Origin of the sequence: uncultured Zhongshania sp. (genome assembly GCF_963975605.1) — a bacterium.
Taxonomy (GTDB): domain Bacteria; phylum Pseudomonadota; class Gammaproteobacteria; order Pseudomonadales; family Spongiibacteraceae; genus Spongiibacter; species Spongiibacter aquimaris.
The window spans coordinates 423,606-439,963 of sequence record NZ_CAXBHN010000002.1 but is presented as its reverse complement, the minus strand read 5'-3'; the positions used below and the strand labels follow the sequence as shown (position 1 = coordinate 439,963).

Genomic DNA, 16,358 nt, shown 5'->3' with positions numbered 1-16,358 from the left:
ACGCATTATACCAAGATATGGGATTTGATCGCGAAGTATCGGTTTACTCAGAGACGCCCATCAATTAAAATTGCGAGGATTCTAGCCACCGGCACCGGAATCAAAATATGTTACGCATTGCCCAAGAAGCTCTCACCTTTGATGATGTACTTCTACTCCCTGGTTACTCTGAAGTAACCGCCAAAGACGTTAGCTTAAAGACTCAGCTGACTCGCAATATTTCTCTGAATATACCCCTGGTTTCGGCCGCGATGGACACGGTTACCGAAAGTGCCTTGGCGATTGCATTGGCCCAAGAGGGTGGCATCGGCATTATCCATAAAAGCATGACTGTCGAGCAACAGGCTCAAGAAGTGCGCGCGGTTAAAAAGCATGAAAGCGGTATTGTTAAAGATCCGATCACCATTGAGGCCAGTGCTCCACTCAGTGAATTGTTTGAACTGCGTCGCCGCCACAAAATTTCTGGCGTACCGGTTTTAGATAAGGGCGAGCTCGTTGGGATTGTTACCAGCCGCGACGTGCGTTTTCAGGAAGAGCTGGATGTCCCTGTATCCAGCATGATGACCCCGAAAGAAAAGTTGGTCACGGTAAAGGAAGGCGTTGATATGGCGGTAGCGCGTGAGTTGCTGCATCGTCATCGCATAGAGAAAGTCTTGGTGGTCAACGACGATTTCAAACTTACCGGCATGATCACAGTAAAAGACATGAACAATGCGCAAACCTATCCGTTTGCTTGTAAAGATAGTGCTGGTCAATTGCGTGTAGGTGCTTCAGTTGGTACCAGTGCGGATACGGATGACCGAGTTGCCGCCTTAGTTGCCGCCGGTGTAGACGTGTTGGTGGTTGATACCGCTCACGGCCATTCGATGAATGTGTTAAATCGCGTGCGCTGGATTAAAGAAAAGTACCCGCAAGTTGATGTCATTGGCGGCAATATCGCTACCGGTGCCGCTGCGCTTGCCTTGATTGAGGCGGGTGCCGATGCGGTGAAAGTGGGTATCGGCCCAGGCTCGATTTGTACCACTCGAATTGTAACCGGTGTGGGTGTTCCGCAGATAAGCGCGATTGCCAATGTCGCTGAGGCTTTAAAAGGTACAGGAGTTCCGCTTATTGCCGATGGTGGTATTCGTTTCTCTGGCGATCTGTCTAAAGCGGTGGTCGCTGGTGCTAGCGCGATTATGATGGGGTCAATGTTTGCCGGTACTGAAGAAGCGCCAGGTGAGGTTGAGCTTTTCCAAGGCCGGACTTATAAGTCATATCGCGGCATGGGTTCTCTAGGTGCAATGACCAAAACCCAGGGCTCTAGTGATCGTTACTTCCAAAGTGCAGATGACGGTGCTGAGAAGTTGGTGCCAGAGGGTATTGAAGGGCGGGTCGCTTATAAAGGCCCGCTGTCAGCGATTGTCCACCAGCTAATGGGCGGTTTGCGCTCTGCGATGGGTTACACAGGCAGTCTTGATATGGAAGCCATGCGTTCCGTTCCTGAGTTTGTGCGCGTGACATCTGCCGGTATGAATGAAAGTCATGTTCACGACGTGAGCATCACCAAAGAAGCACCGAACTATCCGACCTAGTCGACATGTTTTTGTGTGCCGAATTAACAAACCCGCTATCGCAGCGGGTTTGCTGTTTTATTTATGCTCACAATCGTTGTGAGCCCTGTAGAGAGAATCACTGTGTCCATCCCTGATATCCACGCCCATCGAATTTTGATCTTAGATTTTGGCTCGCAATATACTCAGCTTATCGCCCGTCGTATTCGCGAAATTGGGGTGTACTGTGAAATTCGCGCCTTTGATATCGATGACGCAGATATTGAAGAATTTAATCCTAGCGGTTTTATTTTGGCGGGTGGCCCAGAGTCAGTCACGGAACTAGGTTCGCCCCGCGCACCGCAAAAAGTTTTCGATTTTGGTGTGCCAGTATTAGGCATATGCTACGGCATGCAAACCATGGCCGAGCAAATGGGTGGCAAGGTTGAAGGCTCGCCGGTACACGAATTTGGCTACGCGCAAATCAAACTCGAAACCAGCAGTGCCTTGACCATGGACATTGCTGATCATCTTGATTCGAGTGATGGCAAAACATTATTAGACGTGTGGATGAGTCACGGCGATAAAGTAATTCGTTTGCCCGAAGGTTTTGAGGTATTGGCTTCAACACCGTCTTGCCCAATTGCGGCGATGCAGTGTGAAGATAAAAAATTCTACGGTGTGCAGTTTCATCCAGAAGTGACTCATACGCTTCAGGGACAGCGTATATTTGAACATTTCGTATTAAAGCTATGCGGCTGTGATGCACTTTGGACGCCGGCTAATATTGTCGAAGACGCGATTGAAAAAGTGCGCGCTCAAGTCGGCACGCAAAAAGTATTATTGGGCTTGTCTGGTGGTGTCGATAGCTCGGTAGTGGCCGCTTTACTGCATAAGGCTATTGGTGAGCAGCTTACTTGTGTGTTTGTCGACAACGGCCTGTTACGCAAAAATGAAGGCGATCAGGTCATGGACATGTTCGCTAAGAACATGGGCGTGAAAGTGATTCGCGCCGACGCCGAAGAAGCGTTTCTGAGCAAACTCGCCGGCGAAGCTGACCCAGAAAAAAAGCGCAAAATTATCGGCAATACCTTCATTACTATTTTTGATGAAGAAGCGACCAAACTTAAAGACGTTAACTTTCTTGCGCAGGGCACTATATACCCTGACGTCATTGAGTCAGCCGCCTCAAAAACTGGCAAAGCTCACGTGATTAAATCCCACCACAACGTCGGCGGCTTGCCAGACGATATGGCAATGGATTTGGTCGAGCCACTGCGTGAGTTGTTCAAAGACGAAGTGCGCCGCATTGGCTTGGAGTTGGGTTTGCCCTATGACATGGTGTACCGCCATCCCTTCCCTGGGCCTGGTTTAGGTGTGCGAATTCTTGGTGAAGTTAAAAAAGACTATGCCGATATTCTTCGCGAAGCAGACGCAATCTTTTTAGAAGAATTACACCGCGCAGACTGGTATCACAAAACCAGTCAGGCATTCGCCGTCTTCCTGCCCGTGAAATCGGTCGGTGTAGTAGGGGACGCCCGTCGCTACGAATATGTGATCGCATTGCGCGCAGTAGAAACCATCGATTTCATGACAGCGCGTTGGGCGCATTTGCCTTATGAGCTTTTAGAAACCGTATCTAATCGCATCATAAATGAAATCAAACAAGTGTCGCGAGTCGCTTATGATGTTAGCAGTAAACCACCTGCTACCATTGAGTGGGAGTAACTTAAGCTCAGACTAGGAGATAAAAAAAGCGGCGCTCTACGCGCCGCTTAGTCGATGTCAGGCAGTAATTACTTGCGCCTGTGATGGATTACATATCGAAACGATCGAGCTTCATCACTTTGCCCCATGCCACCACAAAGTCATTAACGAACTGTTTCTCGCCATCTGCGGAAGCATAGGCTTCGGTCAGTGCGCGCAGCTCGGCGTTTGATCCGAAAATCAGATCTACCGGTGTCGCAGTCCACTTCGCTTTATTGGTGGCGCGATCACGCCCCTCATAAACTCCGTCTGACGTTGATGACTTTGTCCAAACAGTAGACATATCGAGTAGGTTCTCAAAAAAGTCGTTGTTCAGGGTACCGGGTTTGGTGGTCAATACGCCAAGCTTGCTTTGCCCTGTGTTGGCATCGAGGGCACGCATACCGCCAAGTAGGGCAGTCATTTCTGGCACTGTAAGTGTCAGCAAATCGGCTTTGTCCACCAGCATTTCTGTTGGTGAACCGTAGGCATCGTCAGTGTAATAGTTACGGAATGCGTCTGCCTTTGGCTCCAATACGGCAAAGGATTCAACATCGGTCTGGGTTTGAGATGCATCGCTACGACCAGGGGCGAAGGGGACTTCAATATTGTGTCCCGCTTTCTTTGCAGCCTGTTCAATGGCTGCTGCGCCGCCGAGCACAATCACATCTGCCAGGGAGACTTTTTTGCCGCCAGACAGTGATTTGTTAAAGTCTTTTTGGACTTTAGTCAGGGTTTTTAACACCTTGGCTAACTCCTTGGGGTCGTTAGCGGCCCAGGTATTTTGAGGTGCCAGCTGAATGCGCGCGCCGTTGGCACCGCCACGATGATCTGAGTCTCGGTAGACAGACGCTGATGCCCAGGCAGTCCTGACCAGTTGCGGGATCGTCAATCCAGATTTCAGGATTTTTACCTTGAGTTTGCTGGTATCCTTGGCATCTATCAGTGTGTAGTCGACTGCTGGAATGGGGTCTTGCCAGATAAATTCTTCGCTCGGTACTTCACTGCCAACATAGCGAGAGCGTGGCCCCATATCGCGATGTGTTAGCTTAAACCAGGCACGAGCGTAGGCGTCATCGAACTCTTTTGGATTAGCTAGGAAATGCTCGATTATTTTTCGGAATCCCGGATCTTTTTTTAGCGCCATATCGGTTGTAAACATAATCGGCGCGCTGCGTTTACCTGGTATATGCGCATCCGGAACCATATTGGCAGCGCTTGCATCCGTGGGGGTCCATTGGGTGGCCCCAGCGGGACTCTTCGTTTTTTGCCACTCAAAACTCATTAGATTGCTGAGGTAGAGAATGGACCACCTTGTGGGAGTGGCTGTCCAAGCGCCCTCCAATCCGCTGGTCATGGTGTCCTCGGCATTGCCTTTACCACATTTATTTTTCCAGCCAAAACCTTGATCTTCGATCGCTGCAGCAGCTGGTGCGGCACCAACGCATTCACCTTTTTTGGCGCCGTGAGCCTTACCTAGGGTGTGTCCACCGGCAACCAATGCGACAATCTCCTCGTCATTCATGGCCATTCGGCCAAACGACAAACGCATATCTTGAGCAGCGGAAAGAGGGTCATGGTTGGCGTTGGGGCCTTCTGGATTGACATAGATCAAGCCCATTTGTACTGCGGCAAGGGGATTTTCTAACTTGCCATCTTTGTAACGCTTATCATTGGCCAACCATTTGGTTTCTGCGCCCCAGTAAACATGATCTGCTTCCCAGTCATCAACTCGACCACCGGCGAAACCGAGGGTTTTGAAACCCATTGATTCCAACGAGACATTACCTGCCAAGATCATAAGGTCGCCCCAAGAAACATTGCGGCCGTACTTTTGCTTGACCGGTTCTAGTAAACGGCGGGCTTTATCTAGGCTGACATTGTCTGGCCAGCTGTTTAGTGGCTCAAAGCGTTGCTGAGCACCCTCTGCACCACCACGGCCATCTGCCGTGCGATAGGTGCCAGCGGCGTGCCATGCCATACGAATCATCAGGCCGCCGTAGTGTCCCCAGTCGGCAGGCCACCAGTCTTGCGAGGTTTTAAGGGTCTTTTCAATGTCTTGTTTAAGCGCGTTGATGTCGACGCTTTTGAACGCCTCTGCGTAGTTGAAGTCTTCGCCGTAGGGATTGGATTTGGCGTCGTGAGAGCGCAGTTGATCGAGATTGAGTTTGTCTGGCCACCAAAATTGATTGGATGGTGACGCCACGTCTGCCGCTGCCGCGTTTAGCGAGACAAGCAGAGTCAGACCTGCCGCGGCGCCAGTAAATAAGGATGTTGGTTTCATTATTGTGCCCTCCAGAGCGTACATCGATAATGCACAAATATAGTGCATCATCGCGCGGGAGGTAATTGCAAAAATTAGAAGATAACGTTCAGTTTTATGAGTGCTTTAATCTTGCCGTTTTGTCGCAGGCTAAGGCGCTTTTGCACACTGCTATTAAGGCTTCAATACTCGACATGCGGGTGTAATTGGGGCGTAACACAAAGGCAATACGCCGGTGTGGTCCAGGGTCGCTTAGGTGTACTGCAGTGAGTTCTTCGTTTTGGGCAATGAGTTGCTCAATTGCCATTGCTGGGATGAGTGTGGTGCCAAGCTTCCCAATGACCATCTGTACAAGAGTGTTCAAGCTAGTCGCGCCAAAACCTTGGTTGGCCGCCTGCTCAGGTAATTTACAGGCTTCAAGAATATGGTCTTTTAGGCAGTGCCCATCTTTAAGAAGCATAAGCTCGCAGTGATTTAAGGTTTTACTATGAATGGCTTCTTGTTGGGTGAGGGGGTTGTCTTTTGGTGCGACCCAATAAAAGTCTTCCTGCCAAAACTCCATGCTCAGCAAACCCTCTACCGGGTAGGGTAAGGCCAGGATTGCTGCATCTAAATCGCCACGGCGCACCATCTCGACCAACACATGAGACTGCTCCTCAACAATATTGAGTTTGGTCTGGGGGTGCAGCTCGTTTAACACAGGTAACACCTTGGGCAATAAAAACGGGCAGACCGTGGGTATAACGCCGATAGTAAGGGGGAAACTGAGCGGCAATCGCTGGGAGTCGGCTAAGTGTTCCAGATCGTCTACGTGCAACATAATCGTTCGGGCTTTATCTAGTACTTGCTTGCCGACAGGGGTTATAAGCACTTTTTTGTTGTCGCGTTCAAAAATTTGCAGCCCAAGCTGCTTTTCTAGCTCGTGTAGGGCGGTACTTAAGGCGGACTGGCTAATATTGCTAATCTCAGCAGCCTGTTTGAAATGAAGGGTTTTTTCTACCGCTAAGGCATAATTTAACTGTTTGATGGAGATCATTATTGTGTAGCCCAGTTTGTTATTCTATTTTTTAGAATGTTAATCTAAAAATTCGCAAATTTACAGTAGGTCGGCTCGGAGTAAAATTCGCTAGGCTTGCTAATTGATGAGGAGGTTATTGGTGCGGTACTCATCGTCACGGACTCAGGCCCACTTCCTATGAAATCATTACAAAGTTAATTTGGAATCCAATGTTGCAGTCGTTGAATAATGTCTAAAGGCTGGTATAACAGAGGAATAGCATTTTCTCTGGGCGCTAATTTTGTATGGGTATAGTAACTTGATATTAATCATGAAAACTGAATTTGAGAATCTACAGCAGAATATTGCACACTCTTATGATGTGGATACTAATTCTGATAAACAGGTTCTTAAAATCTATTGCGGTGAAGTGTTGATCGCCAAAAAGATCAAACAGAAAAAATCCATTCGCTACTTTGGGGTTCGGGATTACCAGAAGTACCTGCACTCAGTTTAATCGTTTTTATAAGTCCAGTCTCGAGCGGCCTTTTGGCCGCTGCCATCGCATAGTCTATTGCTCGCCCTCTGATCGAATCCATATATCCCGTTGTGGAAACGGAATTTCTATTTCGTGTTTTCTCAGCGTTGCCTCTATTTCCACGTGAATCTCGTGAATTAAGGGCATGATGTCGAGCAAGCTGGGTACAAATACGCGGAGTTCAAAGTTAAGGCTGCTGTCGCCAAAGCCGACAAAGAAGACTGATGGCGGCGGGTCTTTGGTAATTCGGCGGTTGTCTTCAATGACTTTAGAGAGCAATTTATGAACTGCAATCACATCGGAGCCGTAAGCAACGCCAACTTTAATAATTTGCCGGGTAATAGAGTCGCTTAATGTCCAATTGGTGAGCTGCTCGGTAATAAAGGTTTTGTTGGGAATTATCTGTTCCTTGCGATCCCAGTCGGTGAGCGTTGTTGCCCGTATGCGAATGCGAGTCACGGTGCCGGTGTGATTTCCTACGGTGACGGTATCGCCAACACGAATGGGACGCTCGAATAAGATGAGTAAGCCGGAGACAAAGTTCGCCACAATTTCCTGCAAACCGAAACCAAGGCCGACACCTAGCGCGGCGACGAGCCACTGTAGTTTTGACCATTGAGCGCCGATTATATTCAGCGAAACGATAATGCCGACCATCACGATAATATATTTCACCACCGTGGTGATGGCATAGCTGCTACCGGCTTCGAGTTGCAGTTTACGTAAGATCGAAATTTCCAAAATGCCGGGTAAATTGCGCGCCCCCAGGTAGGTTAGCGTCATCATAATGATGGCTATTATGCCGTCGGCAAGGGTGATCGCCTTGTCACCCATCGCGGGGTTGTCGCCTGTTACATGCCACAGTTCAATATTATTGAGTATGCTTAGTGCCGGTAGTATTTCTGCCCATAATCTCCAGACTAAAACGATTGCGGCAACGCCAGCTAATAAACCCAAAAAGCCTCTGGTTTGCTGGCTAATCGTGTCCATATCGTATTCTGTTGCTTCAATGGTTTCGGGTAGTCCTTCGCCGGCGTTATCTGCCGCTTGGCGCAATGCATTTTGTGCTTGCTCGGCTTGCCGTTTGAGGTGCAGCCGTTCAAGGGTCATACGCCGCTCAATTACCGAGAATATTCGTAAGGTGAGCGAGTAAAGTATAAAGAGCAAAGCCAGTAAACAGGCGCTGATAAAAAGCTTATTTTGAATCATGAGTGCCGAAAAATGATAGCCGTACCAAGAGAGCCCTAGCAGGATCAGGGGAATGCAAACAGCCAACGAGTGAGCGATGTGTTTAACGGTGGTTTGTTGACGAGATACCCGGTCTCTAAAACGGAAAAGTTTCCACAATACGCGGTGGGCGACGTAAGCCAGCGCCAGCGAAGATATACCGAAAAGTAGCTGACTAATAATAGTGTTGCCATCGCTACTGTGGTCTGCGATGGGGATAAAAAGCGATACAAATACCAGTGTAATGGTGAGCCAAGTTAAGTTTTTTCTGGTGACGGCGAGTATGTCGATGCGCCATTTGAAGTGGAATTCGGCAACGCCATCAGCCCTGCATATTTCCCTAAATATATTTAGCAACAACCATAGTCCAGCCGCATTTTTCAGGCCTTGGTGAATCTGCTGGGTAAACGTGCCGCCCTCAGACGTTAAGATTGCTAGAAAGCCGAGAGTTAAGGGGCCCGGTGATGCGAGGACGAGTGAGATGAATAATGCCGCGGCAGTGTATGAAAATCGATCTCGATTGACTTTGTCGACATTGGTGGCCAGTGTTTTTAACAGGGTTAGCAGCCGTGGTTTAAGTAAAAGAATCAGTCCCGGAATGGCAAGTAAAAAAAGTTGCCATTTATTATCCCATTGTATGTTTTTCGATAATGTATTTTCTTGCCACTGCGGTAAGCTGTCTAGCCACGGTGAGTCCTGCTCCAGGGCGCGTTTTAGCTGGGCCCACAGTGGCGTAGCGCTGGGAATCCACAGCAAACGGGAATTGAGAAGTTTAACGTATTCAGCGGTTTTTGTTGTTAAGGCAATGTTTTCACTGCGGGTAATCATGATCGCTTCTATGTAGCGTCGGTATATCTTGATGCCGTCTTGAAGCAACTGAGTTTGTTGGTCATGCAATTCCTTGCGTTGCGAGTTAAGACCACTAAGCTCGGTCTTAGTCATTAAATATTGACGATCTTCGAGTCGAAGTTTGCTTAGTTGCGCGCGGGCGAGTTCTTCATTTAAGGCTTTCGGCTTTAGCGTTAGGGCCGAACGCTGAAAAAACTGCTGGCGCTGCGCCAGTAAATCGCCCCCTAAGCTTGAGAGGCGGTCTGCGCCGGTAATTGCAAGTTGCTGCGCCATGCTATTGGCGTAGCGCTCGACGTAAGTGCGTTCATCGCGCAATACCACCAGTTTATTGAGTAATTCGTCGGTGCGGGCGGTGATCTGGGCAATATCGCTTGCGAGCTCGGCATTGTCTTTGGCAATGGCCTTAATGTCTGGTTCGGCATTCTCCAATTGCGCTAGGTGTTGTAGGGCGCGCTCGGCGACAGCATCCGCTTGATTGCGGCGGGCGCTGCTGACCGCGTCTTGCAGCTTGCCTATGGCCTGATTGGCGATATCAATTTTGCGTACCACTAAGCGTTGCTGAAGATCCAGAATTTCGAGTAGTGAATCTCTGGAAATTAATCGCTGGCGCAATAATTCAACACGGGCATTTGCAGCGTCGCTTTCGCTTGCGTTAAAGGCTCTACGTGCTTTCGCGAGCTCGCTTGTTTCACTTTCTGGACGTTCTGCTAATTGAACTTCGGCGGTCGATTGTTTTTGTAGCGCAGACTCAATAAGGAGCGATACGTCTTGTTGTCCGGTCAGAATCCGGGCATTTATGCCGGTTTCTTCGCTGCGTAGCTCCAGTAAGCTTGCCTGCTGGTTGAGCAAACGCTTTTCCAGAAGAGCGAGCTTGCCGCTAGTATCGGCTTGCGGTAGCGTTTGGTCGAGTTGGCGTTGAATATCGGCGAGGCGGGAAGTGGCGTTGGCTACTTGGTCTATATAACCCTGGGTTTGGTTGCGATCCTCAGTTACTTGCGTCAGATTATCTATCGTTTTTTGGTAGAGTTGAACAACAAAGTCGCGTTGCTCAGCATTGAGTGTCTCGGAGGATTGAGCGGCGTTCAGTCGAAGTTTGATGTCATTGATACGTTGCGACGCGTTTGCCTGCGCAGCGTAGCTAGGGCTTGCGGTAATACTCAGTAGTACGAAAATCACGCCTAGTATGTTTAATAAAAGGTGTTGCGATTGACGTCTAGTATTAATGAACTTGCAACTTATGTTGGAGGTAAAGGCCTTGAATTTGACGGCTGTTGTGATAATCAATATGGCTTTTCTTAAAAGCAGCAAAGCTTGTTTAGGTACTTTATGATGTTGCGTGTGAGATAACATGCGCTGCCTTTTCGGTGGTCAGTGCGTGTTTAACGCGCCGGGTTAGCTTAACGGGTAAAAAATAGATATGACCATCCCTTTTTACCGGAAAACAGATGTTTAGCTCTTACATAAAAAAACCATTGCTGACGTTACCAGAAATGAAAGCCGACGCGTACACAAATGAGTGAAGGCGCAGGGTAATTGTCGAACTTTGGTGGCTTGTTAATCTGCTCATTTCCTAATTTCGTTTGAATTTTATTTTTTGGCTCCTCGTATCTTCCTATATCAGGCAGGGAAGGGCGGGAGGAATTAGGTGTTTGCTTGATCCTAAATGCCAGCAGTGGATGAAAATTGCATCATGCACGGGGTATTATTTTTCTGGCATCGACGATTAACTCGATGATCTAATCAGCGGTGTTAAAACCTAGAGCCTATGTAATAAATTCCTTCACAGGCTCTGTTACCTGCCAGATGATATGGAAGCGTTACACGGGGTCGTTTCCAAATATGCGATTGCCTTACGTGGGACTTAACATTGTTTTCATGGCGGCGAATTGGGTATTAGTGCCTTAGTCGGTGAAACCGCCTAGGCGGCAGCGTTTACGCTCTAGCATTGCTCTGCATAGCGGCGCGTGCCCGTGATGCCATTTCCAACATGCCGTGATGAAAAGCGACCACGGCAGCCATCGAGTGATTTCTAATTCTTAGCTTCCTGAATATGTCCTTCACATACCCGTCAACCGTATAGGTACTGATGGATAAGGTCTTTGCAATTGTCTTATTGCTGCGGCCCTGCGCGAGTTCCCTTCGGACATCGTTTTCACTTGGGGTGACTGGAAGGCTTTGAAGCTGTTGCTGTGACCAATGGCTACATTGGTTTCAGAATTCTCTAAATCGATTCTCGATGCGTCGGAATCAATCTAAATGTTTAATTCAGGGTGTTCTGCTTGGAATATCATGGATATTGGGAAATAGCAGTAAGCTCACAATATTGGGCAGGTTGTTATAGGTCGAATTCGCCGCGGGGCTGATAACAAAATACTGATGCGCGTATTTCAATTCTAGTCGCAGTAGGGCGTGGCTGACCATCTGAAAAAGCGCTGTGGTCATGTGCATAAAACTTTGAATGCGTGCTTACTGGCTCAGTAGACACGCTGCTAAATGCGATCTAAAAAGGCCGTCGGTGTGTTCATTGACGGCCTGGTATTTTAGTTAGCGGCGTATGCCATCACATTTATTCTGACAAATTAAGTGTTTCGACGGTGTCCGCTGCGATATCTGCTTCTAAATAGGGGAATTTGATCCACTGCTTGGCGGAATAGGCCTCGGTCATATTCTTATAATACGGCGAGGCTGGATCGGCAGACTGGGAGTAGGTGATGAAGCCCTCGGCAACTGGGTTCCCGGCATTATCCCAGGTAACAGTTTGGATATAGCTGTTGCCATAGGTGATGTTGTAGCCGTCTTCTTCTAGTCCACCACTACGCGCGTTGGCAATGGTGAATGAGCCCTCAAAGCCTTCGCCGCCAAAGATGGGGATGATGCTGTCGTGCACTCCCGAGTGCTGAATTTGGCCCATCGGTGTATCCAGTTCGAAGGATGAATCGAGGACTTTCTGTATGCCGTCGGCGAAGGCGGTGGCCACAATGGGATTGAGCACGTTCAGGCTGGCGGGGGTGTTAACCGGGTCGCTAGCGGAGAACGGCGTTAACCAAAGGAGGTCATCGATAGGGGTGGCGATCGGCAACGGTCCACCAGTGTTACGCCAGAATTCACGCCAGATATGCCCGCCGACGGAATCTAGATTATTTTTGCCATCCCACGTCGCGAGTACTGAACAAGCCGCGCTGGTGTCTACCGATGCACCCCCGGTGCTTAGCAGTGGCAACGGCAAGGCACAATAGCTGCTCAGCATCGACGGGCGTGCGAGCTGCTCAGATAGAACGGCGCTGTCCAGCGCGACTTCCTGCAATGTTTCCAAATCAAAACGGTCGCCGGGGCGGCCATCGCTGCCATCCAGACGTTTGATGACTTGCTGCATACACAGCCGGGTGCGCAGGGTGCGCTCGGTACCTTCATCGCCAATGATGGCGGCAAAGCCAGTCAGTGGTTCTGCAGGATTGCTGACCCAGTAGCTGTCGTTACAGTTGTGGACCCAGTCATTACGAGTGATTTTGGGGAGATTTGCCGGTCCAAAAATGCCCGGCCGAGGAGCGTCTTCATCACTGTCCCATTCGCAGGTTGACCGCGAGCCATCGAGGATGGGTAAGCCGGGCATTAGCTGTCCCAGCACGGCTTGTAATGGCAGAGCACCACAGGTCTGGACCTTGGCATCGGAGACATTGGGGACGACAGTGACATCGCCGTAATAGGCTGGTTTACCGGGGCCGGTGGCGGCGGTGTTGACCCACGGTACGCCGAGAACGCTGCCGTGCAGTTCAACAAACTCTTCAAAGCTTTGCGCCCTGTTCCAGCTAAAAAACTGGTTCATAAGACTGTCGTTTTCAGCATTTGCGTCGCGCAGGGTATACGCCTTAAGGGGGGACCATTCAAGCACTGGTACACCTGAGACCGCGAGTTCAAGCATGGGGCCGTAATGCGAACGATACAATGTGCGGGTTTCGCTAGTACTTGTGCCGTCGTCTTCTAAGATGTCGATCGATACCTCGCTCGCCTCCATATCTCGCATTTCGCCGTCATAGAGGTATTGAGTGGGGTCTGCCGGGTTCAGGGTCAGTTCGTAAAAAGTAAAGCGGTAGGCGGTGGAGACGGTATGACTCCAGGCAAAATGCTCATTGAAACCGATTAATACCGCAGGCACGCCATACAAGGACGCGCCCATAATCTCAGCGTCGGGTAATTCTAAGTGCGTCAAATAGAGACGCTCGGTGCCTGTCCACGGAAAGTGTGGATTGCCCAATAGTAGGGACTCTTCACTGACTGCATCGGGCCCTAGCGCATACATATTACTGCCAATAGGTAGTCCGCCTGAGAGCGGCAAGGCCCCGGGGTCCAGTGCGAGAATATCGTCCAGGTCAACGGGAAGGGGCAGATTGTCTGGCCCCGGTGGTTTGGCCTGAGAGACCTCATTTACAAACACAGATGAGCTGGCCAGCAGCGTAAGCCGAAAGTATCGGCGGAACATGTCGTCGGCGCTGATTTGCGTAAGCCAGGCTTCATCGCGACACGCCAAATGGCGACCGGGGTGCTCGCCAGCGTTAAGCTCTTTCACGTAGCGGTTATAGCCAGCCACGAAGCCCTTAGTGGCGTCGATCGCCTCTTGATCACTGTTCTTTAGTGGCGCGATGGCTGCGTCGGTGGCGATGAACTTCCAGAAGAAATCTGAATCGACGTTATTGGCTGTGGAGCCATTAGCCACAATGGTGTAAGTGCCGTCGCGGCCCAGATATTTGGCGCGTTCACCGCGAATGGTTAACAGGTCTTCAGCCAGTACGCAGAGGTTGTCTTGTGCATGAACATAGCCGTAGCCGTAGCCCATATTGGCGTAATTACTGGCCTTGATATGAGGGATGCCGAAGGATGTGCGACGCACTTCCACGTTGTACTGTGGGCTACCGTTGCCATCACCACCATTGCCGCTATCCGCGCCGCGAGAGCTACTTCCGCCGCCACAGCCGCTCACGATTAATAGGCCGATGCAGGTAATTATTAACGCGTAAATACGCATGTCGGTTCTCCCTCAGAGAAATTAATACAATCAATTAGTAAGTGTAGCTCAGTGTATTGGCTTGCGTTTTAGCATCATTGAATCTTTTTATTTCAGGATACTTCGCAAATTTTGCTTACTAAGCTGCTTTGCTAAAAGTTAGTTTGCGCATTGGCATTGTCGTGGAAAATTATATCGACGCTTGTGAATTTTATTTAGTGAAACAAGTGGTGCCGCGCGCAAGTCGGTCAATTTGACTGTTGTTATAAGGATTATAATCGCCGCTCTAATTTCGAATGTCACGTTAAATAATGTGTAGAAAGGTCGCCTTCCCGGTGTAGTCAAATTCATTCTCTCCTTGTTATACAGCACAAGTGTGCTTTCTATACCGATAGGCAAGCAAAGAGTGATGCCCCTTTTGACTAGGTTGCGCTAGGCAATCGATTAAGCAGTGCTACTCGTAAGCTTCCTTGTACGTTATTTTGTTTTTGCTAGATGACGTAAACCAATCATTTGGCCTAAGGCAATAGGCTGTTTTGTTTGTTTGGTAAAGGGCTCTATGTTCTGACTTGCCTGTGAGTTGCAGAGCTTAATTTATCAAGCTTAGCTGAGATCGAAGCTGGCAATACTAGAATTGCGGATTGCTATTATTTTGATATTGCAGAGTATGGGAGATCTTACGATTATAGAGAAACTTATATTCTATCGTTGCGCGGATGTTCGCAAAAGGTGAGAGCTGAAGGAGATCTAATGATCCAAATATCGATAACAGCTCCGGTTTTTAAATGTCTAACTGACGAAGATGCTTTTTATCAAAGACTGTCGGAGATAAAGGGGCTCCAAAAAGTCGTGGATCAAAAAGACGGCGTTTTTTTGTCGGTAGCGACGCCTCAAACCCCGCAGCTATTGACCGAGCTTGATCAAATCTGCGCGTTTTGGGGTGTTACGTATCTGGTGGTTTCAGCGTAACCCTTTGACTCGTTTTTATGTGCTTACGTTGCTAGCTAGAGCTCTCTGTAGCTAGTACGAAGATAGGTGTATTAGAGAGGGTGCTTGAGTATCAGCCGTCACTAGCGAAGGCGTCAACGTCAGTTAGTGACGTATACACCTTTGAATCCTTTAATAACTTTAACGCGCAGGTGTAAAAAATTGAGTGAAATTGTCGTATTGAAATTACCGCTAAATCGACTTTCGTTGATCACTACAAAACCATTTTGGTAGCTAATAAATGCTGACTGTTTGCTGGTCAGCGATTGAACCCTTGCCAGTCCCGGCTTGTCGGAAGAATTATACGAGAGGATAAAATTGTACAGTCACGTTTAGCGTTATGGCTGCTAGTCCGATACTTTACGAATCGCACGAGAGGTGGAATATGGCGCAGAAGGCAACCCTATATCGGATGGCAACCGCTGATCATCTATGTCCATTTGGCATTAAGTCCCGAGATCTTCTTAAGCGCATGGGTTTTGCGCTGGACGATAATACCTTGACCTCTCGCGCGGAAACCGACGTTTTTAAAGAGGCGCACGGCGTTGATACAACACCGCAGATATTCATTGATGGACAGCGGATTGGCGGCTACGACGATCTCAGGGAATATTTGAATTTGCCCCAAGAGGGCGGCGAGGGCACTACCTATAAGCCGGTGATCGCTATCTTTGGCTCCTGTTTCTTAGCCGCGTTAGCGTTGAGCTGGGCGCATGCCGGAACGTTGGTTTCAAGCATCGCGCTGATGTGGTTTGTGGGTTTAAGTATGCTGGTCTTGGCTATACAGAAGCTGCAGGATGTAACGGCGTTCTCTAATCAGTTTGTGACCTACGATTTACTGTCCATGCGTTATGTGCCCTATGCCTATGTTTACCCTTATGCGGAAGCCTACGCGGGTTTGGGTATGTTGAGTGGAGTCGCGCCTTGGCTGTTTGCGCCGATATCACTTTTTATAGGCACGGTGGGTGCGGTGTCGGTGATCAAGGCGGTTTATATTGATAAGCGAGAGTTAAAGTGCGCTTGCGTAGGTGGCGATAGCAGTGTGCCGCTAGGTTTGGTGTCGTTAACCGAAAACCTGTTCATGATGTTTGCAGGTATTTGGATGTTCTTGCGAGTGTAACAAGGTTTACCGGTATTTTGATTTTCAACGTGTTGTTTTCGCAGAGGATCGATCTTATTTGATTATCTTCAATATGATAAAAGATAGCAGGCTCGGTCAA

9 protein-coding genes are annotated in these 16,358 nt (G+C 48.9%); 4 read left to right on the top strand and 5 right to left on the bottom strand.

What is annotated here, in order from left to right; translation table 11 throughout:
* The first annotated feature begins 107 nt into the window (after nt 1-107).
* Nucleotides 108-1,574 (top strand): IMP dehydrogenase, encoded by a 1,467-nt coding sequence (gene guaB / locus AAC007_RS04315; protein ID WP_339674796.1) that lies wholly within the window; start codon nt 108-110, stop codon nt 1,572-1,574.
* Between the two features lie 102 nt (nt 1,575-1,676).
* On the top strand, nt 1,677-3,260 hold the full coding sequence (gene guaA, locus AAC007_RS04310) for a glutamine-hydrolyzing GMP synthase (protein ID WP_339674794.1): 1,584 nt from the start codon (nt 1,677-1,679) through the stop codon (nt 3,258-3,260).
* Nucleotides 3,261-3,348: 88 nt separating this feature from the next.
* Here guaA and katG read toward each other — a convergent pair whose 3' ends face one another.
* From katG to AAC007_RS04285, 5 genes are all read right to left on the bottom strand, one after another.
* On the bottom strand, nt 3,349-5,562 hold the full coding sequence (katG, locus tag AAC007_RS04305; RefSeq protein WP_295871491.1) for a catalase/peroxidase HPI: 2,214 nt from the start codon (nt 5,560-5,562) through the stop codon (nt 3,349-3,351).
* A gap of 94 nt (nt 5,563-5,656) precedes the next feature.
* The gene (locus AAC007_RS04300) at nt 5,657-6,577 is read right to left on the bottom strand and encodes a hydrogen peroxide-inducible genes activator (RefSeq protein WP_008249783.1); all 921 of its coding nucleotides are present in this window, start codon (nt 6,575-6,577) and stop codon (nt 5,657-5,659) included.
* A 532-nt stretch (nt 6,578-7,109) separates the two neighbouring features.
* Nucleotides 7,110-10,328, bottom strand: a complete 3,219-nt coding sequence (locus tag AAC007_RS04295; RefSeq protein WP_339674786.1) for a mechanosensitive ion channel domain-containing protein — start codon at nt 10,326-10,328, stop codon at nt 7,110-7,112.
* A 1,089-nt stretch (nt 10,329-11,417) separates the two neighbouring features.
* Nucleotides 11,418-11,594: a hypothetical protein gene (locus tag AAC007_RS04290; RefSeq protein ID WP_339674784.1), complete on the bottom strand. Its 177-nt coding sequence runs from the start codon at nt 11,592-11,594 to the stop codon at nt 11,418-11,420.
* A 124-nt stretch (nt 11,595-11,718) separates the two neighbouring features.
* Entirely contained in the window at nt 11,719-14,172 is a 2,454-nt protein-coding gene (locus AAC007_RS04285; RefSeq protein ID WP_339674782.1) for a penicillin acylase family protein, read from the bottom strand.
* A gap of 729 nt (nt 14,173-14,901) precedes the next feature.
* Between AAC007_RS04285 and AAC007_RS04280 the strand changes: the two genes are divergently transcribed.
* Nucleotides 14,902-15,120 (top strand): hypothetical protein, encoded by a 219-nt coding sequence (locus AAC007_RS04280; protein WP_296434047.1) that lies wholly within the window; start codon nt 14,902-14,904, stop codon nt 15,118-15,120.
* A gap of 403 nt (nt 15,121-15,523) precedes the next feature.
* Complete coding sequence (locus tag AAC007_RS04275) at nt 15,524-16,258, top strand: MauE/DoxX family redox-associated membrane protein (RefSeq protein WP_295871504.1); 735 nt, start codon at nt 15,524-15,526, stop codon at nt 16,256-16,258.
* Nucleotides 16,259-16,358: the final 100 nt, after the last annotated feature.

Bases quoted from the DNA above. Each gene is read 5' to 3' on its own strand.
- guaB (WP_339674796.1), top strand. From the start codon at position 108: ATGTTACGCATTGCCCAAGAAGCTCTCACCTTTGATGATGTACTTCTA.
- katG (WP_295871491.1), bottom strand. From the start codon at position 5,562: ATGAAACCAACATCCTTATTTACTGGCGCCGCGGCAGGTCTGACTCTG.
- AAC007_RS04300 (WP_008249783.1), bottom strand. From the start codon at position 6,577: ATGATCTCCATCAAACAGTTAAATTATGCCTTAGCGGTAGAAAAAACC.
- AAC007_RS04290 (WP_339674784.1), bottom strand. From the start codon at position 11,594: ATGACCACAGCGCTTTTTCAGATGGTCAGCCACGCCCTACTGCGACTA.
- AAC007_RS04285 (WP_339674782.1), bottom strand. From the start codon at position 14,172: ATGCGTATTTACGCGTTAATAATTACCTGCATCGGCCTATTAATCGTG.
- AAC007_RS04280 (WP_296434047.1), top strand. From the start codon at position 14,902: ATGATCCAAATATCGATAACAGCTCCGGTTTTTAAATGTCTAACTGAC.
- AAC007_RS04275 (WP_295871504.1), top strand. From the start codon at position 15,524: ATGGCGCAGAAGGCAACCCTATATCGGATGGCAACCGCTGATCATCTA.